The organism is Mucilaginibacter myungsuensis (genome assembly GCF_015222005.1).
GTDB lineage: Bacteria > Bacteroidota > Bacteroidia > Sphingobacteriales > Sphingobacteriaceae > Mucilaginibacter > Mucilaginibacter myungsuensis.
Map to the genome: position 1 here is coordinate 682,033 of NZ_JADFFL010000001.1, position 25,213 is coordinate 707,245.

Annotated in this window: 22 protein-coding genes; 20 read left to right on the forward strand and 2 right to left on the reverse strand. The window is 44.5% G+C overall.

The features are described 5' to 3' along the window. Positions 1 to 7: 7 nt before the first annotated feature. Together IRJ16_RS02860 and IRJ16_RS02865 are read left to right on the forward strand one after the other, a co-directional pair. Positions 8 to 1,381 (forward strand): sigma-54-dependent transcriptional regulator, encoded by a 1,374-nt coding sequence (locus tag IRJ16_RS02860; RefSeq protein WP_194110001.1) that lies wholly within the window; start codon positions 8 to 10, stop codon positions 1,379 to 1,381. Further along, positions 1,365 to 2,666 (forward strand): sensor histidine kinase, encoded by a 1,302-nt coding sequence (locus tag IRJ16_RS02865; RefSeq protein ID WP_194110002.1) that lies wholly within the window; start codon positions 1,365 to 1,367, stop codon positions 2,664 to 2,666. The genes IRJ16_RS02860 and IRJ16_RS02865 overlap by 17 nt, the downstream gene beginning before the upstream one ends. A 31-nt stretch (positions 2,667 to 2,697) precedes the next feature. Here IRJ16_RS02865 and IRJ16_RS02870 read toward each other — a convergent pair whose 3' ends face one another. Both IRJ16_RS02870 and IRJ16_RS02875 read right to left on the reverse strand, forming a co-directional pair. Then, positions 2,698 to 3,801 carry an MraY family glycosyltransferase gene (locus IRJ16_RS02870; RefSeq protein ID WP_194110003.1) on the reverse strand — a complete coding sequence of 368 codons (1,104 nt, stop codon included), beginning with the start codon at positions 3,799 to 3,801 and terminating at the stop codon, positions 2,698 to 2,700. 58 nt (positions 3,802 to 3,859) lie between these two features. Next, positions 3,860 to 4,606, reverse strand: a complete 747-nt coding sequence (locus IRJ16_RS02875; RefSeq protein ID WP_194110004.1) for a glycosyltransferase family 2 protein — start codon at positions 4,604 to 4,606, stop codon at positions 3,860 to 3,862. Positions 4,607 to 4,775: 169 nt separating this feature from the next. Here IRJ16_RS02875 and IRJ16_RS02880 point away from each other — a divergent pair, with 169 nt between their 5' ends. The 18 genes from IRJ16_RS02880 to IRJ16_RS02965 all read left to right on the forward strand — a co-directional run bounded on the left by IRJ16_RS02880 (position 4,776) and on the right by IRJ16_RS02965 (position 25,210). After that, positions 4,776 to 5,453: a polysaccharide biosynthesis/export family protein gene (locus IRJ16_RS02880; RefSeq protein WP_194110005.1), complete on the forward strand. Its 678-nt coding sequence runs from the start codon at positions 4,776 to 4,778 to the stop codon at positions 5,451 to 5,453. Between the two features lie 4 nt (positions 5,454 to 5,457). After that, positions 5,458 to 7,881: a polysaccharide biosynthesis tyrosine autokinase gene (locus IRJ16_RS02885; RefSeq protein ID WP_194110006.1), complete on the forward strand. Its 2,424-nt coding sequence runs from the start codon at positions 5,458 to 5,460 to the stop codon at positions 7,879 to 7,881. Positions 7,882 to 7,887: 6 nt separating this feature from the next. Continuing rightward, on the forward strand, positions 7,888 to 8,403 hold the full coding sequence (locus IRJ16_RS02890; RefSeq protein ID WP_194110007.1) for a UpxY family transcription antiterminator: 516 nt from the start codon (positions 7,888 to 7,890) through the stop codon (positions 8,401 to 8,403). Positions 8,404 to 8,512: 109 nt separating this feature from the next. Next, entirely contained in the window at positions 8,513 to 11,443 is a 2,931-nt protein-coding gene (gene asnB / locus IRJ16_RS02895; protein ID WP_194110008.1) for an asparagine synthase (glutamine-hydrolyzing), read from the forward strand. Continuing rightward, positions 11,433 to 12,296, forward strand: a complete 864-nt coding sequence (locus IRJ16_RS02900; RefSeq protein WP_194110009.1) for an ABC transporter permease — start codon at positions 11,433 to 11,435, stop codon at positions 12,294 to 12,296. The genes asnB and IRJ16_RS02900 overlap by 11 nt, the downstream gene beginning before the upstream one ends. Continuing rightward, positions 12,296 to 13,546: an ABC transporter ATP-binding protein gene (locus IRJ16_RS22820; protein WP_228079761.1), complete on the forward strand. Its 1,251-nt coding sequence runs from the start codon at positions 12,296 to 12,298 to the stop codon at positions 13,544 to 13,546. Before IRJ16_RS02900 ends, IRJ16_RS22820 begins: the two co-directional genes overlap by 1 nt. Continuing rightward, positions 13,546 to 14,565, forward strand: coding sequence for a class I SAM-dependent methyltransferase (locus tag IRJ16_RS02910; protein WP_194110010.1), 1,020 nt, complete (start codon positions 13,546 to 13,548; stop codon positions 14,563 to 14,565). Before IRJ16_RS22820 ends, IRJ16_RS02910 begins: the two co-directional genes overlap by 1 nt. Positions 14,566 to 14,581: 16 nt before the next feature. Further along, positions 14,582 to 15,478, forward strand: coding sequence for an exostosin domain-containing protein (locus tag IRJ16_RS02915; protein WP_194110011.1), 897 nt, complete (start codon positions 14,582 to 14,584; stop codon positions 15,476 to 15,478). A gap of 2 nt (positions 15,479 to 15,480) precedes the next feature. Then, the gene (locus IRJ16_RS02920) at positions 15,481 to 16,419 is read left to right on the forward strand and encodes a glycosyltransferase family 2 protein (protein ID WP_194110012.1); all 939 of its coding nucleotides are present in this window, start codon (positions 15,481 to 15,483) and stop codon (positions 16,417 to 16,419) included. Next, the gene (locus IRJ16_RS02925) at positions 16,416 to 17,267 is read left to right on the forward strand and encodes an alpha-1,2-fucosyltransferase (RefSeq protein WP_194110013.1); all 852 of its coding nucleotides are present in this window, start codon (positions 16,416 to 16,418) and stop codon (positions 17,265 to 17,267) included. Before IRJ16_RS02920 ends, IRJ16_RS02925 begins: the two co-directional genes overlap by 4 nt. Positions 17,268 to 17,271: 4 nt before the next feature. After that, positions 17,272 to 19,059, forward strand: coding sequence for a methyltransferase, TIGR04325 family (locus IRJ16_RS02930; RefSeq protein ID WP_194110014.1), 1,788 nt, complete (start codon positions 17,272 to 17,274; stop codon positions 19,057 to 19,059). A 60-nt stretch (positions 19,060 to 19,119) separates the two neighbouring features. Continuing rightward, complete coding sequence (locus tag IRJ16_RS02935; RefSeq protein ID WP_194110015.1) at positions 19,120 to 20,055, forward strand: glycosyl transferase; 936 nt, start codon at positions 19,120 to 19,122, stop codon at positions 20,053 to 20,055. Continuing rightward, entirely contained in the window at positions 20,055 to 20,420 is a 366-nt protein-coding gene (locus IRJ16_RS02940; RefSeq protein WP_194110016.1) for a sugar 3,4-ketoisomerase, read from the forward strand. Before IRJ16_RS02935 ends, IRJ16_RS02940 begins: the two co-directional genes overlap by 1 nt. Beyond that, on the forward strand, positions 20,413 to 21,513 hold the full coding sequence (locus tag IRJ16_RS02945; RefSeq protein ID WP_194110017.1) for a DegT/DnrJ/EryC1/StrS family aminotransferase: 1,101 nt from the start codon (positions 20,413 to 20,415) through the stop codon (positions 21,511 to 21,513). Before IRJ16_RS02940 ends, IRJ16_RS02945 begins: the two co-directional genes overlap by 8 nt. Continuing rightward, complete coding sequence (locus IRJ16_RS02950) at positions 21,514 to 22,401, forward strand: glycosyltransferase (RefSeq protein WP_194110018.1); 888 nt, start codon at positions 21,514 to 21,516, stop codon at positions 22,399 to 22,401. It abuts the gene before it with no gap. A 17-nt stretch (positions 22,402 to 22,418) separates the two neighbouring features. After that, positions 22,419 to 23,180 (forward strand): glycosyltransferase family 2 protein, encoded by a 762-nt coding sequence (locus IRJ16_RS02955; protein WP_194110019.1) that lies wholly within the window; start codon positions 22,419 to 22,421, stop codon positions 23,178 to 23,180. Then, positions 23,173 to 24,222, forward strand: coding sequence for a glycosyltransferase family 10 domain-containing protein (locus IRJ16_RS02960; protein ID WP_194110020.1), 1,050 nt, complete (start codon positions 23,173 to 23,175; stop codon positions 24,220 to 24,222). The genes IRJ16_RS02955 and IRJ16_RS02960 overlap by 8 nt, the downstream gene beginning before the upstream one ends. A gap of 13 nt (positions 24,223 to 24,235) precedes the next feature. Continuing rightward, the gene (locus IRJ16_RS02965) at positions 24,236 to 25,210 is read left to right on the forward strand and encodes a glycosyltransferase family 2 protein (RefSeq protein ID WP_194110021.1); all 975 of its coding nucleotides are present in this window, start codon (positions 24,236 to 24,238) and stop codon (positions 25,208 to 25,210) included. Positions 25,211 to 25,213: the final 3 nt, after the last annotated feature.

Here is a 25,213-nt window from a genome sequence, read left to right on the forward strand (position 1 = left end):
AAAATAAATGATACTGATCATAGACGACGATATTGCTGTACGTACCTCGCTGGTGCTGTTATTGGAAAGCGAGGGATACCAGGTCTCCGCCGCCGCCTCGCCTGCCGAGGCGGTCGGCGTTATGAAAAAAGCCGTGCCTGATCTGGTCATATTGGATCTAAATTTCTCTAACGATACCTCCGGTCAGGAAGGGCTAGAACTATTGGGTAAGATCAGGGAAAACCATTCTTCGGTGCCGGTGATATTAATCACAGGCTGGGGCAGCATCCAACTGGCCGTACAAGGTATGAAAGCCGGTGCAAACGATTTTATCAATAAGCCCTGGGATAACGGCTATGTGCTAAGTACCGTAAAAACCCTGCTGGACCTTAACGGCAATAAGGCTGCCCACCAAACGCGTAAACAGCTGGATAAAACCTACAATTTTCAACACATCATAGGCGAAGACCCCAAGATGCTGGATATTTTAGAGACCATTGGCCGCGTTGCTGCCACCGACGCATCTATCCTGATCATGGGCGAAAGCGGTACGGGTAAAGAGCTGATCGCTGAGGCTATCCATCAGAACAGTAACCGCCGGAATAAACCATTTATCAAGGTTAATTTGGGCGGGATCAGCACTTCATTGTTCGAGAGCGAGATGTTCGGGCACATGCGGGGGGCGTTCACTGATGCAAGGTTCGACCGTGTGGGCCGCTTTGAGATGGCCAATAAAGGGACGATATTTTTAGATGAGATAGGCGAACTGGATGCCGGCAGTCAGGTTAAGTTGTTAAGGGTTTTGCAAGACCGGACTTACGAGGTATTGGGCAGCAGCAGGACCAAAACAGTTGATACACGCGTGGTTTCCGCCACCAATAAAAATTTGAATGAGATGGTGAACCGCAGTACTTTTCGCGAGGATCTGCTGTACCGTATCAATCTCATCACCATTCATCTGCCTGCTTTGAGGGAACGGCCTAAGGATATCCCCCTGTTGGTTAACTTTTTTATCAATAACCTGAAAGAGATCTATAACCGGCCAAAGTTATCGGTAAGCGTTTCGGCTATGAAATGGCTGACGCAATTGCCTTTGCCGGGTAATATCCGCCAGTTGAAAAACTTGGTAGAGCGTTCTATCTTAGTAAGTAAAAATGATGAACTGACCATCGATGACTTTAGCATCCAGCTTGACCTTTCACCTGTAAAAACGGGGGCCATGCAATTACCCGGTGTAGGTACACTAACTTTGGAGCAGGTAGAGATAGAGATGATCAAACGGGCCATGGAATTCCATAAAAACCGGATATCCAAAGCATCGGCATCTTTAGGATTGACCCGCAGCGCTTTGTATCGCCGCTTAGAAAAATACCAGATCCCTTACGATGAGACTGAGGACTAAGTATATTCTTTTTGTTTCGGTGCTGCATTTGGCAGCCCTGGTGCTTAGTTACTATATCTTCGAGGATAAAAAAGAGTATTTCATTCTTTCAGAGGCGTTTATCTTATTATCGGCCATTATTGCCATTCGTTTGCATTTGCAAATGATCAAACCGATCAACTCGTTGATGCAAGGCATCGAGGCGATAAAGGACAAGGATTTTAATGTTAAATTTTTAAAGACAGGTAGCGTCGAAGTAGACCAACTGATCCATGTTTATAACGATATGATGGACGAACTACGCACCGAGCGTACCCGGCAAGAGCAGCAGCATTTTTTTCTGGAGCAAATGATCAACTCCTCGCCTACCGGTATTGTGATATTGGATTTTGACGGGCGGGTACACGATGCAAATCCAAAAGCGTTAAGCATGTTAGGGGCAACCATCGGGCAGCTAAAAGGCATCACGACCGCTGATCTGAAACATCCGCTGTTCAGCCATATCACTGCGTTAAAGTCGGGTGACGCGCAAACGGTTATCCTGGACGGTGTCGATACGCTTAAGATACAAAAATCGCACTTTATCGACCGTGGTTTTGCCCGTCAATTTGTGATGATAGAAGACCTGACGGCGGAGCTATTACAGGCCGAAAAGAAGGTTTACAGCAAGATCATCCGCATGATGGCGCACGAGGTGAATAACACGATCGGGCCGGTAAATTCCATCATGGGTTCGGCACTGAACACCAACCGTCTTTGGGATGGTCATCAAAGTGATAACCTGAAAGATGCTTTACAAGTGGCGATCGATAGGAATCAGAACCTCAATTCATTCATGCGCGGCCTGGCCGACTTGGTGAAGTTACCGCCGGCCAATAAACAACCATTAGACGTGAACAAACTGATCCGGAATGTATCGGCCTTGATGAACTTAAAAGCCAGCGAAAAACAGATAACTTTCGAATACGAATTGCCTCACGATGAATTTATGATACAAGCTGATGAACAGCAACTGGAGCAGGCGCTGATCAACATTGTAAAGAACGCTATAGAAGCGATAGAAGGCATCGGCAGCATCAAATTCAACTTAGACACCTCAAGTCGCGAATTGCTCATTACAGACAGCGGGAAGGGCCTTACGACCGAGGAAAGCGAACAAATGTTCTCGCCATTTTTCAGTACCAAAAAAGATGGGCAGGGTATTGGGCTGACACTGGTAAGGGAGATATTACTTGGTCACGATCTTTCATTCTCGTTAAAGACAATTGCACCTGGACAGACGGAGTTCAGGATAAATTTTAGTTGAAAGAACCTACTCAGCTGATGATCAAGAAGCCTTATCCAAAGAGGTAACTAACAGATACCACTCCCCTCTCTTTGCATCTGATAGCAAAGGTGATACCCCAGTTAAACAACAAAGATAATACACAGATGATCACGATCAGTAAGGTGCTGCCCAGATCATGGAATAGCAATGCGAGGGCTATACTAATAACATTTACACCCGCCAGTATCATGGTGGTTTGCAGGTGATTGAAACCTAATCGCAATATACGGTGATGGACGTGGGTCCTGTCGGCCTTAAAGGGAGACTTTTTATTTAAGATACGCAGCGAGAAGACCCTGAAGGTATCAAATATCGGCCCGATCAATATCGCTATAGCCAAAGCCGGGATGGCATGGATATGCGGAAGTCCGGAATCGTAAGAGTTGGCTACCTCTATAAATTTAATAGCCATTACTACCGAAACCAGCCCCAATAACATTGAACCTGTATCGCCCATAAATATCTTGGCAGGGGTTAAATTGTAGCGTAAAAAGCCGACCAGTGCCCCCACCATAGCCAGGCAAACGCTGGCCAGTTCATATTGATGGATATAGATAAATAGTGCCGCGAACGCGCCATTAACGATCACACCGGTAGTGCCTGCCAAGCCATCGATCCCGTCTATCAAATTAAACGCGTTCACAATTAGGATAATGGTGAGGATAGTGAAACATACGCTTGGCAGGTAGCCCAATGTGTGGATCCCCAACACACCGTACATACTTGTAAGGCGGATATTACCTGGGATCACCAGGATGGCACTCACCACAAATTGCATAAAAAATTTGGTGCTTGGGTTCACCCCGCTCAGATCGTCCTTTAAACCTACGGCAAATAATATAACGCACGATGCCAGTATGTAATTGAGCGGCAACTGCTGCCCAGTAACACAAAATAACAGTAGCGTGATAATAAAGCTTACAAAAATGGCCACACCGCCCAAACGGGGAATACCATGATCATGCTCTTTACGGAAGTGGCCCAGATCATCATACAAATGCCGCATGCGGGCAACGTGCAATATAGACGGTATCGATTGCAGCGTTATCAGGATAGACAATACTAATATCAGGGTATAGTACAGAAACTGGTGGTCATGTAAAAACTCGGGCATTAATAGTCAGGATAACGTTGGTAACAGCTTTACCGCATCAAATATAGCGATTAGACAGTTAGATATATTGAAATATCTTACGTAATGGTTTAAAAAATATGCACAACAGTGGCATCGAGATATCATTTGCCGCCATTGCCCGTTTATCGTTTTGCCACGCTTTAAAGCGGTTTTGTACACTATTGTTGCTAACGCCACCTATCAACATATTCACCATCAACCTTTTAACATAAGCAACACTTAGTTTATGGCGGTGTATAAAGCGTAACATCAGTTCGTAGTCGGCCGCACTGCCGTAGCTAAGATCATAGTTACCATAATGTTCAAAACATTTGCGTTTGGCGTAAAAAGCAGGATGCGGCGGCATCCACCCCAAGTTAAAACTACCCCGGCGATACTCTCCCGAGCGCCATTTACGGAATACCTTATTTTGCTTATTAATATAATCTATGTCGCCGTAAATAATATCAGTTCCATAGCGATCAAAAGTTTCGGCAACGGCATCCAATATATCGTTAGCAGCAAACCGATCATCTGCGTTAAGGATGCCTATAACCTCACTGGTGGCCATAGCTATACCTTTATTCATTGCATCGTAGATACCTTTATCAGGCTCGGACACCAGAATGCTGATATGTTGCTTATACTTATCAATGATAGCAAGCGTACCGTCGGTCGACCCCCCGTCAACAATAATGTATTGCAGGTTAAGATATCCCTGCGCGATCACCGAACGGATGCAGGTTTCTATAGTGTCAGCGGCATTGTAAGTAACCGTAATTAACGAAATGGATAGCTTGCTCACTGTTTAATTTAATACCCTGTATAATGCAAAAATATACTATTTTTGAATTTCGGTGCTGTGTTAATTCCCTGCACCGTTCTTATATTAACTTATGCGCTATATAACACACTGTCTGTTAGCCTTAATAAGCTTGTTGTGCTTTTCATGTTCGTTAAAACAACAGCACGTATTGTTCGAACAAAAGAATTACTCCCGTGCCGACAGTAGCATAAAACAAGCCCAGCAATATAAATACCTCATCAAACCGGATGATATTTTACAGGTCCGCAACCTGCAAGACCGTAAATTTTTGAGTAACGAAAGCACAGCTACCGGTGGCGGAACGCAAACCGGCGGGCAAACTTTTCAAGTTGATGAAGAGGGCCTGGTTACCCTCCCTGTAGTAGGCCGGGTAAATGTTGCAGGCCTTACCAGGCAGCAAGCCGAAAAAAAAATGCAGAAACTTTACACCGATTCGCTTTTTAAAAATGCCATCATCGAGTTAAAAATAACTAACTTACAGGTACGGGTTTTTGGCGAAGTGGGCGCACAAGGGAACTATCCGCTGCTAAAAGAAAAGACCTCGCTGATAGATGTACTTGGCCAGGCCGGCGGGTTGAATAAGACAGCCGATGAAAAGACGGTCAGGATAATCAGAGGAGCCGGTCATGAAGAGATCATGTTTGATCTTAGTAATAAAAATACTTTATCAGACCCGCGGTTAACCTTACAAAACGACGATATTATTGTGATAGCACAGAATAAACGGGCGGTGCGTGATGATAAGGTTCAAAGTTTTTCGACCGTTGCGCAACCATCGTTGTTATTGTTGAACACGGCGTTGATCATACTATCGCTTTTCAGGTAAATAAATGCAAGAGACCAACAAGTTTCAACGGAAGCTACCTAATCAGGAGATCGACTATTTCAAGATAGGCAAGATCCTGTTAAGCAGATGGTATTGGATAGCGGCCACCTTGCTGATCAGCATTGGTGTATCCAAAGTTTACCTGTGGTATACACCCAAAGTTTATGCTACAGGGGCCACTATAAAATTTGAGGATAAACGATCCGAGTTGAATGATATGGCAGGCGCCTACGCTGCGTCGGCAACCATGGCCGCCCGTATGCAAAGCGAACTGGTGGTATTGCAAAGTAGTCCCGTATTATTAAGAGCAATTAAAAGTATTGACCATCGCGTAAGTTTTTATTTGAACGGGCGTGTACGTGTTACCGATATCTATCCGCAAAAATTACTGGACATACAGTTTATCACACTGGATTCGGTCATTTTTTTCAGAGAACAACTTGAGTTCAGACCTAAGAACAAGGATCAATTCACGCTTACGTACGCCAGAGGTAAGAAAGAAACTAAACAGACCTATAGTTACGATGCACCAATAACCTTAGACCATACTGTTTTTACCATAAAGCATCAGGAAAGCCTGCCGTCCAACACGGTGGTGCTGTTTAAGTTTAACGCGCCCGAAGATCTTTTAGGCCGGGTAAGAGGAGGCTTGCATCCCGGCGAGATCAGCAGGAACTCCAACATCGTAGCTATACAGCAAACCGACGTAAACCCTGTATTTGCTGCAGATATACTCAACGCAATTTTGGTAGAATATCTTAAATATGATAAGGAACAGCGTACAAAATCTGCCCGTCAAACTATCGAATTTATAGATACCAAACTTGGTTTACTATCCGGCAAAGTAAGCACATCCGGTAACGAATTGGAGCAGTTTAAACAACGGCGCAAAATGGTAGATATCAGCACTACTTCTGCGGCGTTGGTTGGCCAGTCAAAAGAGATCGAAGCACAGATATCGATCCTGAATATGCAGGTGACGGCTATAGACGACCTTAAAAATAAGTTGATCGCGCAGCAAAGTGCCGCCAACATCAATTTTAATATTTCGGGGTCGGTAGACCCATTTTTAGGCCCGCTGATCACATCTTATAACGCTTTACTTGCCAACAGGACAGAGTTACTTAAGGACTACAATCTAAACTCGCCACCTATAAAAGACATTGATAGGCAGATCGCGACGATAAAAACATCGGCCCTGGCAAACGTTAACTCTACCCGCGACGAAACGCAGAAAAAACTAAATTATCTTAACAGCCAAAAAAGAGGTATCGACCAGCAAATAGGTACGATCCCCGCTGCCGAAAATGACCTGTTCAAACTTAAACGCTCTTTTGAGATCAATGATAAAGTTTACGGCCTGCTCGAAGAGAAACGGCTGGATGCCGAGATAAGCAGCTCGGCCATATTGCCGGGTGCCTCTATTGTGGACCGTGCGTACCCTAGTCTTAACCCTATATCACCTGATGCAGGTGCTGTTAACCGCAAAGCCATAATTATTGGCATAATTTCGGGCTTGGGTATCATTATCCTTATCCGGATGTTAAACCCATACATTTACGATAAGGAAACTATTGAAAGCCTTACCACAGTACCGATAATTGGTGTGATACGCAAATTCCCTGGGTCTTTGGATGAAGATAGTTCGCAACTTTTAGCGCTCACCAAACCCCGGTCTATTTTTGCCGAATCGGTACGGTCCGTGCGTACAAATCTTAATTTCCTGGCATCAGATAAAAAGAATAAGGTGATCTGCATCACATCTGAAGTTGCGGGCGAAGGTAAGTCTTTCGTTTCGGTCAACCTGTCCAGTACTTTAGCGCTCATTAACAAACGGGTGATACTGATCGGTGCCGACCTTAGGCGTTCGCGCATACATAAAACCTTTAACGTGCCTAATGATCTGGGGCTAAGCAACTATCTGGCAAACCAGGCTACGCCACAGGATATCATCAAACATTCGGAAGTTGGTTCGCTTGATTTTATTACCTCGGGGCCGGTCCCTCCCAACCCGTCAGAGTTGCTGCACTCTTCACGCATGGCCGAACTGGTAGAAGAGTTGAAAGGTTATTACGACTTTATCATTATAGATACCGCCCCGGTAGGTTTGGTGTCCGACTCTATACCGCTTATCCGCGCAAGTGATGTCAATGTTTTTGTGATACGATCTGGCAAGTCTAAATACTATGCAGCTACCGTGCCGCAGCGCATCGCCACAGAATACAATTTGGATAATTCGGTGATCGTGTTGAACGCGTTCGAAGAGGATCTTTTACACTCAAGATATTACACTACACGTATCACCGGCGAGAATTATGGCAACCGGTACTATTATTATTCAGATTACTCGGGCTATGCCAGTTCGGGCTATTACTTGGACGATGATAAGCGCAAGTGGTGGGATATAAAACGTTGGTTAAAATTCTAAGTTGATATGACCGCAGGGGTAGATGTAGCTGCAACCAGGTGGTATCCGGTTTACACCGATGCACGCGCCGAAAAAAAGGCGTATCAGGCCCTGGTCGATAAAGGGGTAACGGCTTATTTGCCGCTCCGCAAAACATTAAAACAATGGGCAGATCGAAAAAAATGGGTAGAAGAACCGCTGATCAGATCGTACCTTTTTGTAAATATAAAAGCCGGCCAGCAGGCTGATGTTTTAATGACCAGGGGCATTGCCCGGTTCATTTATTTTTCGGGCAAGGTTGCCGCCATGCCCGATCGCCAAATAGAAGCCCTTAAGTTGGTTTTGGCCGGCGATACGGATGTAGAGGTGACTGAAGAAGAATTAAAACCCGGCGAGAAGGTACGCATAAAGGCCGGGCCACTTAAAGATATGGAAGCCGAAGTGGTTGAATACCGGTCGCAAAAACGGCTGGCTCTCCGCTTCGAACATTTAGGATGTTCTGTGATCATACACACAGCAGTATCGTTGATACAGAGGGTCTGATATTGAAGAAGACCACAAAACGAGGGACAACACAAAGCTCTCAAAAATAACAAGTTACAAAACAAATCTGTAACTGACCGGGCGAAGCTACGTCCGCCCGCCAACTGATATGTGCCGTATAGCTGGTATTATTTCTACCAACACCCCCACCCGCGAACTGCTTGAAAAAGTAAGCATTATGTGCCAAACCCTGGCTCATGGCGGCCCTGATGACCAGGGTTTGTACCGGTCTGACGAGCATGGGTTGGTACTCGGTCATCGTAGGTTGGCAATTATAGATCTGAGTGCCAAAGGTCATCAACCTATGCCGGATGCCACGGGTAAGATCTGGATAAGTTTTAATGGCGAAATATACAATTACCCCGAGCTTAAGCTTGAACTGCAGGGTTTGGGTATTATATTTAATTCTGATACAGATACCGAGGTCCTTATTCAGGCTTACAAATATTGGGGCACCGGATCATTTGGGAAATTACGCGGGATGTTCGCCTTTGCACTTTTTGATAGCGAGCAAGCGCTTACCCATTTGGTAAGGGATAGTTCGGGTATAAAACCGCTTTACTACCACATAGACAACGGGAAGCTAAGTTTTGCATCCGAGGTGAGGGCTTTTAAAGATGCTGGCATCGTTACTGATGGTGATGAAGATTGGCCTATACGTTTTTTAGCATTCGGGCATATACCGGAGCCATATACTACTTTGAAAAATGTTAGGAGCTTACCTAAAGGGCATTATTTAAGCTGGCATCATTACGACTATCGCCACCAATTGACCCGCTATAATATTGATAGGCCCGAAATAGCCGCGATCAATAACATCGATACCGCACGTCGGCACTTGTGTCAAAACCTTCATCAAACTGTTAAAAGGCAAATGTTGGCAGATGCGCCGTTGGGTGTCTTTTTAAGCGGTGGCGTAGACTCGAGTTTGTTAACGCTATTAGCAGATCAGTACAAAAAAGATCAGTTAAAAACTGTATCTATCTTTTTTGACGAGGATGCTTTTAACGAACGGCACTATCAGGACATTATATCAGAACGTACCGACGGACAGAACTTTGCCCACTTGGTAACGCAGCACGATCTGGAGGATGCGCTCCCCCAGATCATAGCCGATATGGATATGCCCACTACCGATGGCATCAACAGTTGGTTCATTAGTAAATACGCCCGCCTGGACGGGCTTAAAGCAGTATTATCTGGATTAGGGGCCGACGAACTATTTGGTGGGTATCCGTCATTTAGGCGGATAAAATATCTTAGATATTTAAAGTGGATACCTTCGCCGGCTTTACGTGCTATCGCCAACTTGAGCAAGGGCCGTTTAAAACGGTTAACACTTTTGGCCCGCAAGCACCCATTTGCCGATTACCTTTTTTTGCGGGGACTATTTAGTCCGGCTGATATAGCTGCTATCCTTAACGTCTCAACTAAAGAGATCGACGAAGTATTATTCGGCGACCCATTAGATCTTGGTGATCTGAACGACAAGGAACGAGCATCGTGGTTGGAGACCAATCTGTATATGCAAAACCAGTTGCTGCGCGATACGGACGTAATGAGTATGGCCCACGGATTAGAGGTAAGGGTCCCGTTTTTAGATGAAGACCTGGTGCATTTAGTTAATAACCTTTCGCCCGATATCCGCTTCGATAGTGAAAAACCTAAGCGCATTTTGGCCGAAGCATGCGAGGGTTTACTACCCCGCGAGATATGGGACCGCCCAAAAATGGGTTTCTCTTTCCCGCTGCAGCAATGGATGCGATCGCATAAGCAAATAAGCAACCCGGATCACTATAAAGGCGCATTCACACAGAACATCATAAAACAATTTCAGCATAACCCGCGCATACATTGGTCAAAAGTTTACGCGTTGTATCAACTCAATAACTTATCGGCTATCGGTGATAAATACGAGCAAAAAAAGATATCACTTTTATCACTCCAAACATTCAGCGGCACCGGTGGTATCCAAAAAATGACGCGCACCATGGCAAAGGCGATCGGCGAATTGGCGACCAAACGCCGATGGGATCTTACGCTATGGTCGGGATATGATAAGAATGACGACGTTAACACCGCCTACATTAAACCAGGTAATTTTAGAGGGTTCGGAAAGAACAGGGCGTTATTTGCTGCTAAAGCAATAGTGGCCGGCTCATCCGCAGATACGGTTATCCTGACACACATTAATTTAGCGCTGGTAGGTGTGCTTACAAAGCTACTTAGCGGTAAGACAAAGATATGGTTGATAGCACATGGCATTGAGGTGTGGCGTCCGCTTAGCGGTATTAAAAGACAGCTATTGAAAAGCTGCGACAGAATTATTTGTGTAAGCGAATTTACTCGTCAACAATTGATAGACAGACATGGTGTTGATGCAGCCAAATGTGTAGTACTCAACAACGCGTTGGATCCGACCATAAAACTACCTGCCGATCTTAAAAGATCAGAATACCTGATGCAACGATACAGGATATCCCCGACGGATAAAGTGGTATTTACCTTAACAAGGTTAGCTTCGTCTGAGCAATACAAGGGTTACGAGCAGGTGATACATGCGGTAAGCTTGCTAAAGAACAGCTTCCCCGATATAAAGTACATCCTATCGGGCAAATATGACAGCATAGAAGCAGAACGGATAAAACAACTCATAGCCCAACATCATGTGGAGCAAAAGGTGATCCTGACCGGCTATATTGATGAAACCGAACTGGTGGACCATTTTACAATGGCTGATGTGTTTGTTCTGCCCAGCAAAAAAGAAGGTTTCGGTATTGTGTTTATAGAGGCTATGGCTTGTGGCACACCGGTTATCTGCGGTAACGAAGACGGCAGCGTGGACGCCATACGTAATGGCGAATTGGGCAAAGCAGTTAATGTAGATGATGTGGATGAACTAAAAAACGCTATCGCCGATATTTTAGCTTCGCCGATGGATACCAAAGACCGCAAAAAACTACAGCAAAAATGCCTGGAACATTTCAACGCGGCGGCGTATCAAAATAAACTTGAAGAGTTACTGATCAATGACCGATAACAGCGACCACCGGGAGTGGGATATGGAAATAACAGCGAGCAGCAGTCTGCTGGATCTTAAACTGCGCGACGTTTGGCAATACCGGGATCTGCTTTATCTGCTGGTGAGGCGCGATGTAGTTTCGTTTTACAAACAGACGGTGCTTGGGCCGGTGTGGTTTTTTGCCCAGCCTATAATCACTATTATTTTCTACAGTTTTATAGGGAACCTGGCAGGTATATCAACAGGAGGCGTCCCCCGGCCGTTGTTTTACCTTGCGGGTACTATCATTTGGAACTACTTTGCCGATTGCCTTACCAAAACATCAACGGTGTTTAAAGACAACTCGGGACTGCTGGGCAAAGTCTACTTTCCTCGCCTGATCATGCCATTGAGTTTGATCGCATCTAACCTCATCAGGTTCACGGTGCAGCTGATCTTGTTTGTAATATTGCTGGTATTTTACAGCTTTAAAAGCGGGCATATCACCCTGAATATATACGCGCTGATGTTCCCCATACTTGTACTTATTATTGCCGCTCAGGGCTTGGGGATCGGTATGCTGATATCGTCGGTAACTACTAAATATCGAGATCTGGCTTTTGTGGTGAGCTTTGGAGTGCCACTGTTGGTTTATACCACAACCATACTATTTCCATTGAGCGAAGTTTATACAAAATACCCAGCCTACAGTTGGGTGGTGGAGTATAACCCTGTAACGGCGATCATCGAATTTTTTAGATATGGCTTTTTAGGCGAGGGCACCAACGACTGGTGGCTATTGGCCTACAGCGTTGCCTTTACCCTGGTGGTAGCGTTTGCAGGCATTATAGTTTTTAACCGCGTTGAACGAAACTTTGTAGATACCGTTTAATGAGTAAGGTTATTAAAGTAGAGAACCTATCCAAAGCCTATCAATTAGGCAATTTTGGCACAGGTACCATATCACGCGATCTGGAACGTTTTTGGGCACGCCTGCGTGGCAAAGAAGACCCTTTTTTAAAGATCGGCGAAACTAACGACCGAACCACCAAGGGTGAAAGTGATATAGTATGGAGCCTTAAAGACATCAATTTTGATATTGAGCAAGGCGATACAGTAGGCATCATTGGCCGTAACGGTGCAGGCAAAAGCACTTTGTTGAAAGTATTAAGCAGGGTTACCTCTCCTACTTCAGGCTCGGTAAAACTGAAAGGCCGTGTTGCCAGTTTGCTGGAAGTAGGCACCGGTTTCCATCCAGAGCTGACCGGCCGCGAGAACGTTTACCTTAACGGCGCTATATTAGGCATGCGCCGCGCCGAGATCAAACGCAAGTTTGATGAGATAGTAGATTTTTCGGGCGTGGAACGCTATATTGATACACCGGTAAAACGTTATTCGTCGGGTATGTATGTCCGCTTAGCGTTCGCGGTAGCGGCACACTTGGAGTCGGAGATATTGATCGTAGATGAGGTATTAGCCGTTGGAGACTCTGAATTCCAGGCAAAATGCTTAGGCAAAATGGGCGACGTAAGTGTGGGCGAAGGCCGTACCGTATTATTCGTAAGCCATAACATGGGCAGCATCAGGCAGCTTTGCAAAAATGCCATATTGCTGAATAACGGACAGTTACTCACTCATGCCTCTGTCGACGAGACCTTATCGCTTTACTTAAAGTCTAACATTGCAAATGGCTCTTTAAAAGACTACAAGCATCAGGGGCCACTCGCTAACATGATCACTTTTGAAGAGTGTGCCGTTAATAAAATAGTTAATAAAGAAGCGGTATTTGCACCGTCAGAAGAGTTATCTGTATCGATAAAATACCGCTGCACTACAGTCGTACCAAAGTTCAGACTTTCGCTCAATTTTTATAAAGATTCTTTGCTACTGTTCACGCTACACAATAAATCATGGCCGGCAGAATTAAAGGCGAGTGAATACCAGGATGAGTTCACAATTCCTGCCTACCTGTTACGCCCCGGCAACTACACCCTGGGATTAGGCGGGCACGATGGCGACCCTATAAGTGATGGCCGCGAGTGGATATTTATCAACGAAGCTTATTCCTTCGCCATTACCAACGAGTGGAACGAATTGAATGATTTTTCGGGCAAAGGTTTAATAAACATTCACCCGCGTTAATGACATATAGTTACAGCAAGCATACAGCAACCTGCCCTATCTGCGGTAATAGCGACAACAAGTTATTATACAAGATCAGTTCGGATGAGGCGGCTGCCCAATGTATGGTGGTGCAACCGGCATGGAGAAAAGCAGACGCTCAAGTAAAAGCGGCTAAAAGTATTGAGCGGCTTTGGGGAGGTAAAACAGCGTCGGTAGTAGGATGTACAAAATGCGGAGTGGTGTTTGCTGACCCTTTTGTGAGTGGTGATGCCGAATTTTATAACGTGGTCACACATTCGGATAACAGCGTAGACTACAACAAGATCCCGCTGAACTGGAAATGGGAATTTGACAAAACGTTCAATACCTTATCAAGCCTTTACAAGAACGGGCAGAATATTCAATTGTTAGAGATTGGAGCCAGTATTGGGGATTTTGCTATCGGCGCATCAAAATTGATACCCAAAGAGAATATTTTATGCTTGGAATATTCGGAAAAAGCGGTTGAAAGAATTAAAAATGTTGGCATTAAAGCGATGTCTGATGATTTTCGGGAACTAAAAGATCGGCCCGAGCATATCGCAAAATACGATGTGATCTGTCTTTTCCAGGTTTTAGAACACCTGGACCGGATGGACGACACCTTCGAGACCTTTAACAAGCTGATCAAACCCGGCGGGCATTTATTTATAGGGGTGCCTAATGACAAGAACATTAAATTTAACGAACTGAACGGAGGGTTATTGGACATCCCCCCTAATCACCTGATCAGGTTTAATAAACACAGTTTCAAACTTTTGGGTCAAAAGTATAACTGGCAGTTAAAAGAACTGTGCGTGCAACCTTACACCCCGTTGGACGTTATGAAGACGGTGATGTATTCTCAGTCGTTGAAAAGATCCCAATACCCGCCGGTCGAAAGAAGGATGCTGTACCGAACGCGAGAGTATTTGCAGATAAAGAAATTACGTTTACGCTCGTTCCTTTTGCATAAACAATTGGGTGAATGTACGTGGGTACACTACCAAAAACCATAGCCGATCATTTTATAAAATGACCATATATATATTACCTGTTCCCGCCATTCTACAGCCCGAGCCTAAAGGGTTCAGGTATCCGGCCCATAATGATGATTTTGGCATAGAACAGGATATGCTGATCTGGTTACAAAAACAAAAGCATCTGTTAACCAACGACCCGGCTAAAGCCGACCGCCACTATCTGCCGGTCTTTTGGACCCGATGGCATATCAACCATCAGTTTGCAGCAGGCGGTGTTGGTTTGCCCGAACTTCAGGCCGAGGTAGATAAGGTAATTATTGATGATAGCAAAACTTTTACCATAACCCAGTTTGATGGGGGTACTTTGTTAGATATTGGCAAAACGGTAGTGTTTACAGCGGCCCGCACTATTAACTCGGGGATAGACGCCCCGATCATTTGTCGGCCACATCGTAAACCGTTGATACTGCCTTCAAAAAAATACTTGGCATCGTTCAACGGGTCTTTTTATACTCATCCTATCAGGGATGAAATGAACGAAAAGTTGTCCAACCGACCCGGGGTTTATATGGGGGGCATGTTGCCTACCCGGTTTTACAAACGTTGGTTTTGGGCCACCAATTATAACCTCAATACCATGGCATCTTACATCGCCCTGGCTCCCCGGGGTACAAGTTGTAGTTCGTTCCGCTTTTTCGAGGCCATGCAGTTGGGCGTTGCGCCTTGCCTGATCGGAGATGTGGACGTTAGGCCATTCAAAAACTTTATCCCCTGGGACGATATCAGTTACTACTCCCCTACCGTAGAAGCGCTTGAAAAGCTACTCGACACTGTAACTGAAGAGGAAGCGCTTGAAAAAGGTAAAAAAGCCTACCAATTTTGGAAGAACGACCTTTACTATCAAAAATGGTGTAAATACGTGATCAAAGAATTGGAGTTACTGTCTTAAACATGGCTGCAAATCGCATTAGTTTTTTCATCCCAGCCTATAATTGCGCCGCTACTATTGCCGAAAGCGTGGCATCCATCATGGCGGATAATTTTACCGATGGGGATGAACTGATCATTGTGAACGACTACTCAACGGATAACACCGCGCAGGTACTGGCCGAATTGCAAAGTAAATATCCTACCATCAAAGTAATAGCCCATAAGCGCAATAAAGGTGGCTCTGCCGCCCGTAATACCGCGGTAGAAAATGCCGGGCATGACCTGTTATTTTGCCTCGACTCGGATAATGTATTAGCGCCCGGCAGTATAGCGCTATTGAAAACGTATCTACTGAATAACAATGCTGATATAGCAGCCTTTCAGCATCAGCACTTTTTTAAGGACGATAAAACCAAACCGCATTATATTTGGTCTATTCCTCCCGGCGAGTTGCCTTTAGAGAGCTATTTGCGGCGCGATAATACACCGGGGCAACATGGCAATTATCTTTTCACCAAACAGAGTTGGGTTAATGCCAAAGGTTACGCCGAAGGGATAGGCGCGTTAGATACCTGGAGCTTCGGGTTGCGGCAGGCCATCACGGGCGCTAAAACGATGATACTTAGAGATACATTTTACTACCATCGTTTAAGTGACGACTCTTACTGGATGCGGGAGAACGAGACAAAACTTTGGGCAAACTCCACCCGGGCTACTACGGCGCTGTTCCCTTTTTTCGATATTATCGACGAAGGTTTTATTGAATATATGCTTGGCAAAGGCAAGTACACCTGGTTTTATACCATGCAAAGCAAGCCGTTAAAATTAGTGCCGGAAGGGTCCAAACAAGCTTATTACGAAGATCTGCAACAACGTACCCACAATTTTATTTATCCTAAACCCACTTTAACAGCCCGTATAGTTAACAAGCTAAAACGGATGTTGAACATTAGCAAATGATAGCCATACGTTTAGAGGGGCGTTTAGGCAATCAGCTATTTCAGTACGCATTTATATATGCCACTGCAAAAAAATTGGGGGTTAAATTCTATATCGACCAAAGTGTTTGCCGAGTTATGATCGGCGAATACTTTCAGATCCCAACCGACGGCTTTAACTTTTTATCGCAAAAGGTATTTACCATCACGGGGTTTAAGAACTTATTTAGCCATCACTTAAAAAAAGGTTTCTACAAGCTGACCCAAAAGTTGTACCGGTTAAAACCGATTGTGTTCGATAGCAGCATGTCACCCAAACCTCAATTGCAACAGTGTGCTGACAACGGCTTCTATTTTGGCTACTTTCAGTCCGAAGCTTACTTCGAGAACAACGTGGCCGATATCCGCAAACTGTTCTGTATAAAAGAAAAATACCAGCGTATGTATGCCGAAGCCATTAAAGATCTCCCTTCGAATAAAAAAAAGGCAGTAGTACACATTCGTAGGGGCGATTATCTTACTTTAGATATCGGACTTCCGTCGAGTTATTATCATCAGGCCATTGAACGACTGAACGGGCCTGATATCTTGTTTGTTTTTATATCAGACGACCCGGACCATATAGCTACCGAGTTTAAGTATCTGGAGAACAAGTACGTGTCAGATAATTCAGAGATAGTTGATCTTCAACTGCTCATTAATGCTGATCATTTGATCTTATCGAACAGCTCGTACAGTTGGTGGGGTGCCTGGCTGAATACCAAAGATGACAAGACGGTGTACGCGCCAAAAAACTGGATGGCCTTTGGCAAGCAAAATGAATACCCTGTCGGCATATCAGCTAACTTAAATTATAATTGGTTAAGCTAAACCTATGAGTCTCGCCCCTATCGTATTATTCGCTTACGCCCGGCCAACCCATTTGCTTAAAACCTTAACGGCTTTAAAACAGAATGAATTGTTTGATGCGTCCGAGTTTTACATTTATTGCGACGGGCCGAAAGAGACGGCATCAGACATCGACCTGGAAAATATCCGTAAAACGAGAGAGGTCATCACCGATGGAAATTGGGGCGATAAATTGCATATCACTTTACGAGATCAGAATTTCGGGTTGCAAAAGTCTATTATAACCGGCGTCACCGAAGTCACTGCCTTGCACGGCAAGGCTATAGTTTTGGAAGATGATATTATCACGTCACCCTATTTTTTAAGATACATGAACGATGCGCTTGATACCTACTTTAATGATGACCAGGTATTAAGCATTGGCGCATGTAATTTTTTTGCCACCACCGACGATGTGCCCGAAACCTTTTTTGTACCTATCCCCGACTGCTGGGGTTGGGCTACCTGGAAAGACCGCTGGGATCTTTTTGAACCCAATGCTCAACTATTACTTACCAGATTAAGAGAGAATGGTCTCATTAATGATTTTAATTTGGATGGCGCCTACAAATTTGAGAGTATGTTGATAGATCAGATCCGGGGTAACGTAAGCTCATGGGCGATCCGTTGGCAGGCCCTGGCCTATCTGACCGGGAAGCTGGCTTTATATCCCCGCAGGTCTGTAACTTACAATATTGGATTTGATGAAGGGGCAACACACGGCGGGCCCGATATTTTTTCTGACCGGATAAAACTGGCAAAAGAACCCGTAGAGGTGACATTAACCGAGATCAGGGTTTTGCCACATGTCTTAAAAAAAATGTACGAGGGTTACAGCACAGTGGTCGTTCCGCCCATAAAACAGCGAACCAAAAGCGCGATCAAAAAGGTAATACTTGACGTGATGCCGCCAATGGCCAAACGGATCATCAAAAATATCCGCCCTAAATTGGCGCTTGGCTGGTGGCAAGGCAATTATGCTTCGTGGGAAGAAGCCAAGAAGCATTGTGTTGGTTACGACGATGACAGCATTCTAAAAAAAACACTGGATGCTGTGTTGAAAGTAAAGAACGGAGAAGCAGCCTATGAGCGTGATACCGTTCTGTTTGACAAGCCTGACCATAATTGGGCAATGCTGACCTACATGCTTAAAACCGCCACCGAAAACAAGGGTAAACTTAGCGTGCTCGACTTTGGCGGTGCACTCGGTAGCTCCTATTTTCAGAATTTGCCTTTGTTAAAAGGTGTTGATATTTTAGAGTGGAGCATTGTAGAGCAACCGCATTACATTAACGCAGGCAACGAGCATATTGCCGATAGCAACCTGAAATTTTATACCAACGTTGACGGTTGCCTTAAAGAAAGACAACCCAATGTGCTATTACTATCAAGCGTACTGCAGTACCTACCTGACCCGACCGCTATGCTTAAGATGTTACTGGACTTAAAAATAAAATATCTTATTATAGACAGGACACCTATTATCAAAGAAGGTAAGGACAGATTGACGATACAGACGGTGCCTGATTACATTTACAAAGCATCATATCCCGCTTGGTTTTTTAATGAGCGGGAATTAGTGAAAAGGATTGTTCCCCATTACAATTTAATGGCCGAGACAGACCCATACCCAGGTGTTAGTAATGATCTGGGGGATGGGGTACGTTCCTTTTACAAAGGATGGGTTTTTCAATTGAAACCCGATGTTGTTAGATCTGCACCGGTTGACCAAAGTATTATAAGCCGAGAGATAAAACGGTTAAACCCACAATAAAACTAACAGATATTGATCAATATTTGTACATTATTTAATAGCCGTTACCACGCTAAGGGCATGGCGCTTCATCATTCGCTGTTGGAGGTGGGGGCCGACTTTCATTTGTATATCGTAGCGTTTGATGATGCTTGCTTTGAGGCTCTGAAAGAAGCAGGATTAGCGCACACTACCGTAATTTCACTTACCGAACTCGAGAACAATAAATTACTCGCGGTAAAACAAGGCCGATCGGTAGCTGAATATTGCTGGACCTGCACACCATCCACAATTAGATATTGCATAGACAAATTTCAGCTGAATGCCTGCACCTATGTAGATGCCGATCTTTACTTTTATAAAGATCCGCAGCTACTGATCGATGAGATGGATGATAACGATGTGTTGATCACGCCGCATAATTATCATCCAAAATATGACCAGTCGGCTTTAGCAGGGATATATTGCGTACAATTTGTCCCTTTCAAAAATACCCCCAATGGCAACGAGGTGCTTAACTGGTGGGTAAATGCCTGTTTACAATGGTGCTACGCCCGCCACGAGGACGGCAAAATGGGCGATCAGAAATATCTTGATAGCTGGCCCTATATGTTTGATGGTGTTTATATATGTAACAACAAATACGCCGGTTTGGCCCCATGGAATGCTTTGAACTATGCTGAAGAAAAAGATGTAAGAGATAAGGCTATCTTTTACCATTATCACGATCTGCAATACCTATCTAACGGATCTTGGTTTTTAGGGGGATATGATATTCCTGATCACATTGTGGAACAGTTTTATAAACCTTACATCAGCTTATTAAAAGACATAGCCGCCGGATCGTCTGTTGTAAACAGTTTGAATATCGTTGATGCGGAAAAGTTCAACCTTATTACCACAAAGTATAAATTGGGAATATATAAGCTGGAGCTGCAGGCAGCATTTAAAAAATTCATCCATGCACTGTTCTTCATCAACCGAAGGCGGTTCTACAAGAATAATTTTATAAAATAATGGCCGGCATACTGGATCTTAAAACTTTTACCGACGACCGCGGCAACCTTACCGTGATAGAAAAATGTATCCCATTTGATATTAAACGCATTTTTTACATCTATGGCGTAGATGATTCGGTACGGGGCGGGCACCGCCATAAGCAGACCGTGCAAGCAGCTATCTGCATTAAAGGGGCCTGCGCTATCCATAACAACAACGGTATGGACACAGCGGAGTTCATCCTCGATTCGCCGTCAAAATGCCTGATCTTAGAAGCCGAGGACTGGCATAAGATGTACGATTTTACACCCGACGCTATATTAATGGTACTCGCCTCGACCAACTACGATGCCGACGACTATATTTTTGAACCCTATGCCTGAGATAGCTTACGAAGACCTGAAGAAAAGCAACCTGCCATTTATGGACGGGTTCGAGCAAGCGTATCGTGAGGTCGCTGCATCGGGCTGGTATATTTTAGGGCAACAGGTAAAAAAATTTGAAGATGCATTTGCCGCTTATTGCGGTGTCGGGCATTGTGTCGGTGTAGCCTCGGGATTAGATGCTATTATAATTTCACTGAAAGCCCTGGGCATCGAGCCAGGCGCAGAGGTCATTGTGCCATCGAACGCTTACATCGCTTCAATATTAGGGGTCATCAACGCCGGATGCGTACCAGTGCTGGCCGAACCGGATCCGAAGACCTATAATATAGATCCCGATAATTTAGCCAAAGCCATCACCCCAAAAACAAAGGCCATTTTGGCGGTGCATATGTACGGTAAGATGTGCAACATGAGCCGCATCGATCAAATAGCGCAGTCTAACGGTTTAAAAGTGATCGAAGACTGTGCACAAGCCCATGGCGCCATACACAAAGGAAAAAAAGCAGGCAATTGGAGTGACATAGCAGCGTTCAGCTTTTATCCTACAAAAAACCTTGGCGCTTTAGGCGACGGCGGGGCCATTACTACCAACGATGCCGAATTGGCAAAAAAGATCCGGTTCTTGCGTAACTACGGCAGCGATATCAAATATCATAACGAGTATATCGGTTTCAATTCGCGGTTGGATGAATTGCAGGCGGCATTCCTATCGCATAAATTAAAAAGTTTGGATGCCATTAATGCTTATAAAAGAACGTTGGCCGACATCTACAATAAAGAGCTAGACCCGCGTTTTATAAAGCCGGTAACAGAAGCCGACAATTTCGATGTATTCCATATCTACAACGTCCGCCATCCCGAACGGGATAAGTTGAAGGAATATCTGGCCCAACACGGCATTAAGACAGAAACACACTACCCTATTGCGCCCCATCACCAAAATGGATATAAACATTTATGGCCGGGCATGCAATTCCCGCTGTCCGAAGAGATACATGCCACTACCTTAAGTATGCCGGTATCTTACTGCCATACCGCTGATGAAATAAGGTACGTGTGTAAGATCGCTAACTCGTTCCCGTTATTGTAGATGGCTATCCAACTTTCTTATATCATAGCTACCCGCAACCGTCTCCCCTTTTTACAAATAACATTGGGGAGATTGATTAACATCTTACTGCCCGACGAAGAGATAGTTATAGTTGATGGCGACAGCACTGATGGCACACGGGAATATCTGCAACAACTGTTTAACGAGGGTAAGATACATCAGTACTTGTCCGAACCTGACAAGAACCAGGCACACGGCTGGAACAAGGCTTTCCTTATGGCAAAGGGGACGATCATTAAAAAGATCATCGACGATGATGTTTTTTGCTACGCAGCTATCAGGCAATGTAAAGATCACATGTTAGCCAACCCGGATGTAGATGTGGTAATATCTAACGATCTGGACAGTGTAGCTACCAACCATACCCAAATACAAGAAAGATCCCGGCTTAAGCATTTCGAGCAATGGAAAAATGGCATAACGCCGTCGTTCACTTTTAGCGATGTGCATATGCTTATCAAGCGTAGCTCACTACCGTATCTGGGTTTATACTATACCGGTTTTACGATGATGGACTATGAGTATGCTTTGCGCATCAGTTATCTGCAAGCCAATATTGTTTATTATACCGGCTACAACGCGCTTTCGGTCGCTCATCCGCAAACGGTAACTTCACAAGTAGATCAGAGGAAATTCACTGATCAGGGGCTACGCGCCAATCATTATTACGAATACCCCGGTGATGGTGCACAGATATCACTTTGGTCAAAGATCAAAATAGCCATGGGCAAACGTATTTTCAGGGCTAAACCTAATAATAACCCTGAACTAAAGGATATCGACCTGAATTCGGTTTATCAATATCACTACAACTATATCGATCAGTTAGCGGCCAGATCATCAGGCGAGTTTATTCGTAAACAGTAACGATCAGCTCACGTAACATGGGAACCAATATCGATATCATCATCCTCAGCTACGCTAAGACCGAGCAGCTAAAACAGATGACGCAAGATGGTATCAATAGCTTGTTTGCATCAGAAGATAAAGGGGAGATAAAGTTCAATGTAGTTGTTATCGAGTCTGAGAAAAAGTTGGGTAATTACCAATATCCGGGTACTAAGACAATATATCCCGATGTTTCATTCGGTTACAATAAATACTTGAACATCGGCATCAGAGCTACCAACAGCAGGTATGTTTGCCTAAGTAATAATGACCTGATCTACCACCCCGGCTGGGCGACAGCAATGCTAAAGGCTTTTGCTGAGCACCCGCAATTGGCATCTGCCAATCCGTATTCAGAGAATTTTGATTATGATGAACGTATAAAAACCGGACCGGATGTGGCATGGCGCCATAAAACCATGGCGATGAATGGTGTGTTGACCGGGTGGTGTATTTTTGTAAAACGCGACACCTTGCAAAAAATAGGCGAGCTGGATGAGCAATTCACTTTTTGGTATGCCGATAACGATTATGATCTTACATTGCGTAAGCATAAATTGAGGCACGCCCTGATAAAGCCGTCGTTAGTAACACATTTGTTTTGTCAATCGCACGATCTGCTTGATGATAGACACGAGGAGATGACATCGGGGCAACGCGCTGTATTTGAGCATAAATGGGCTAACCGATCAGTCTTAAAAAAGTCGGCAAATTTGGCCAAACGTGTGATCAGCATTGTATTTAAAACAAATGGCTAAGCCGGTCATCCGTTTAAAATTCCTCAACGGTCTTGTTTTCGATGACTTTAAAAAGGAAGTCTTCGACGTTAATGGCGTTTCCGACGTATATGATCTGCAAGAATCAACATCGCCCGACGTGGTGGTATTTGGGCCATATGGTAATGATCTGCCACCCAAAGGCGACTATACCCGTGTAGGCTACTATTGCGAGAATGTTGAACCTGACATGACTATTTGTGAATGGGCTTTTGGTGTACCACACGACGCCAAAGTTGGCCACCCGAAATATAAAAGGATACAATGGCATGGGATAGACCCCGATAGCCTGATAAAGGACAATTTGAATGGCGGAGAAGCATTATTAGCATCAAAAACCAAGTTTTGTAACTTTGTTTACTCCAATCCCGTACCCTATCGCGAGGCTTTTTTTAAGCAGCTATCAAAATACAAAAAAGTTGATGCGCCCGGCAAAAGTATGAACAACATGCCATCCATCGATAGTCAATATCAGGGCGGCAGGTACGACGTAAAAAGACAGTTTCTCACACCATACAAGTTTACCATCGCGTTCGAGAATTATGTATATCCGGGCTATCAGACCGAAAAATTGTACGATGCCATGCTGTGTCAAAGCCTACCGGTGTACTGCGGAGACCCTAACGTCGGCGAAATATTCAATACCAAGAGTTTTTTGAATGTGCCCGACTTTGTTCAGATAAATTATTCGCCCCAGGTACAGGCCTTAGAAAATGTGTCGCAAATGAATTTTATGGACATTTTGCCACAGTATCATCATTCGATGGCAGACAGGGCGAGACGCAAAACCAAGTCTATCGGTCGTTCATTAAAAATGAAATTACAATTCAATAAACTCGATTTTAGCGACCTGATCGATCGGATCATCCTATTAGATAAAGATCCCGAAAAATATATAGCCTATGCGCAGCAGCCATGGTTCCATAACAATACCCCCCCGGCAGATGCTTCGGCCAAAGAACGCTGGATACAAATATTTGAAGAAAGCATCGCGCTACTCGTTCAACTAACACATCAACTTTGATCAGAAACAAGTAATGCCAATTACCGAACCACTCGTTTCTATCATCATACCTGCGCACAATGCTGCTAAACATGTACGAGAGACGGTGCAATGTGCATTAGACCAGACCTGGCCCAATAAAGAAGTGATCGTAGTTAATAATGGCTCTACAGATGCTACTTTAGAAATACTTCAAAATATTCCCGGCATCAAGCTGATCGACAGCAAGGTCACCAGTGCTTCCGCCGCCAGGAACGTCGGGCTTGCAGCAGCCGAGGGCAACTATATCCAATTTTTAGATGCTGACGACCTGTTAAGTCCGGATAAAATAACTTCGCAAATAGCATGTTTGGATGGGACGAACGAGGTATTGAGTTTTTGCCCCGCCGTACTATTTAACGATGGCGAAGATCCCTTATCAATAGCGCCGGACAGCCATTGGTTTTCGGCAAAACAATATGAACCGGCAGATCTTTTAAAAAAGTTATACGCCGGCGAGGACCAGTTGCCGGGCTACGGCGGTTTTATAACGGTACACTCCTGGCTTACACCACGCGCGGTAATCGACAAAGCCGGACCATGGAACGAGGACCTGACCACCGATGATGACGGCGAGTTTTTTTGCAGGGTAGCCCTGGCAAGTAAGGGAATAAAATTTTGCGATAAAGGGGTCAATTATTATCGTAAGCATCAAAACGCAGGTTCGTTATCCACCCAAAAAACTTTAAAGAGTTTTGAAAGCACCGTGTTGGCCACTGATCTGAAGTATAAATGGTTGAAGGCCGCCAATGCCGATCCTATAATTGATAAAATATTTGCCCGTTTTTATTGGTGGACGGGCATCATGGCCTACCCTCGATTTAAAAACCTATCGACCAAATGCATCACTACAGCAAAAGGTTTGGGTTATGAAGGTGATAAATACGTTGGCGGGAAGTCCGGTCATTTGATCAGTAAGTTTTTGGGCTGGCGAATGGCCCGGCTGTTCAGTTATTATAAGCATAGTTAGATC

Bases quoted from the DNA above. Each gene is read 5' to 3' on its own strand.
- IRJ16_RS02860 (WP_194110001.1), top strand. From the start codon at position 8: ATGATACTGATCATAGACGACGATATTGCTGTACGTACCTCGCTGGTG.
- IRJ16_RS02865 (WP_194110002.1), top strand. From the start codon at position 1,365: ATGAGACTGAGGACTAAGTATATTCTTTTTGTTTCGGTGCTGCATTTG.
- IRJ16_RS02870 (WP_194110003.1), bottom strand. From the start codon at position 3,801: ATGCCCGAGTTTTTACATGACCACCAGTTTCTGTACTATACCCTGATA.
- IRJ16_RS02885 (WP_194110006.1), top strand. From the start codon at position 5,458: ATGCAAGAGACCAACAAGTTTCAACGGAAGCTACCTAATCAGGAGATC.
- IRJ16_RS02890 (WP_194110007.1), top strand. From the start codon at position 7,888: ATGACCGCAGGGGTAGATGTAGCTGCAACCAGGTGGTATCCGGTTTAC.
- asnB (WP_194110008.1), top strand. From the start codon at position 8,513: ATGTGCCGTATAGCTGGTATTATTTCTACCAACACCCCCACCCGCGAA.
- IRJ16_RS02900 (WP_194110009.1), top strand. From the start codon at position 11,433: ATGACCGATAACAGCGACCACCGGGAGTGGGATATGGAAATAACAGCG.
- IRJ16_RS22820 (WP_228079761.1), top strand. From the start codon at position 12,296: ATGAGTAAGGTTATTAAAGTAGAGAACCTATCCAAAGCCTATCAATTA.
- IRJ16_RS02910 (WP_194110010.1), top strand. From the start codon at position 13,546: ATGACATATAGTTACAGCAAGCATACAGCAACCTGCCCTATCTGCGGT.
- IRJ16_RS02915 (WP_194110011.1), top strand. From the start codon at position 14,582: ATGACCATATATATATTACCTGTTCCCGCCATTCTACAGCCCGAGCCT.
- IRJ16_RS02920 (WP_194110012.1), top strand. From the start codon at position 15,481: ATGGCTGCAAATCGCATTAGTTTTTTCATCCCAGCCTATAATTGCGCC.
- IRJ16_RS02925 (WP_194110013.1), top strand. From the start codon at position 16,416: ATGATAGCCATACGTTTAGAGGGGCGTTTAGGCAATCAGCTATTTCAG.
- IRJ16_RS02930 (WP_194110014.1), top strand. From the start codon at position 17,272: ATGAGTCTCGCCCCTATCGTATTATTCGCTTACGCCCGGCCAACCCAT.
- IRJ16_RS02935 (WP_194110015.1), top strand. From the start codon at position 19,120: ATGGCGCTTCATCATTCGCTGTTGGAGGTGGGGGCCGACTTTCATTTG.
- IRJ16_RS02940 (WP_194110016.1), top strand. From the start codon at position 20,055: ATGGCCGGCATACTGGATCTTAAAACTTTTACCGACGACCGCGGCAAC.
- IRJ16_RS02945 (WP_194110017.1), top strand. From the start codon at position 20,413: ATGCCTGAGATAGCTTACGAAGACCTGAAGAAAAGCAACCTGCCATTT.
- IRJ16_RS02950 (WP_194110018.1), top strand. From the start codon at position 21,514: ATGGCTATCCAACTTTCTTATATCATAGCTACCCGCAACCGTCTCCCC.
- IRJ16_RS02955 (WP_194110019.1), top strand. From the start codon at position 22,419: ATGGGAACCAATATCGATATCATCATCCTCAGCTACGCTAAGACCGAG.
- IRJ16_RS02960 (WP_194110020.1), top strand. From the start codon at position 23,173: ATGGCTAAGCCGGTCATCCGTTTAAAATTCCTCAACGGTCTTGTTTTC.
- IRJ16_RS02965 (WP_194110021.1), top strand. From the start codon at position 24,236: ATGCCAATTACCGAACCACTCGTTTCTATCATCATACCTGCGCACAAT.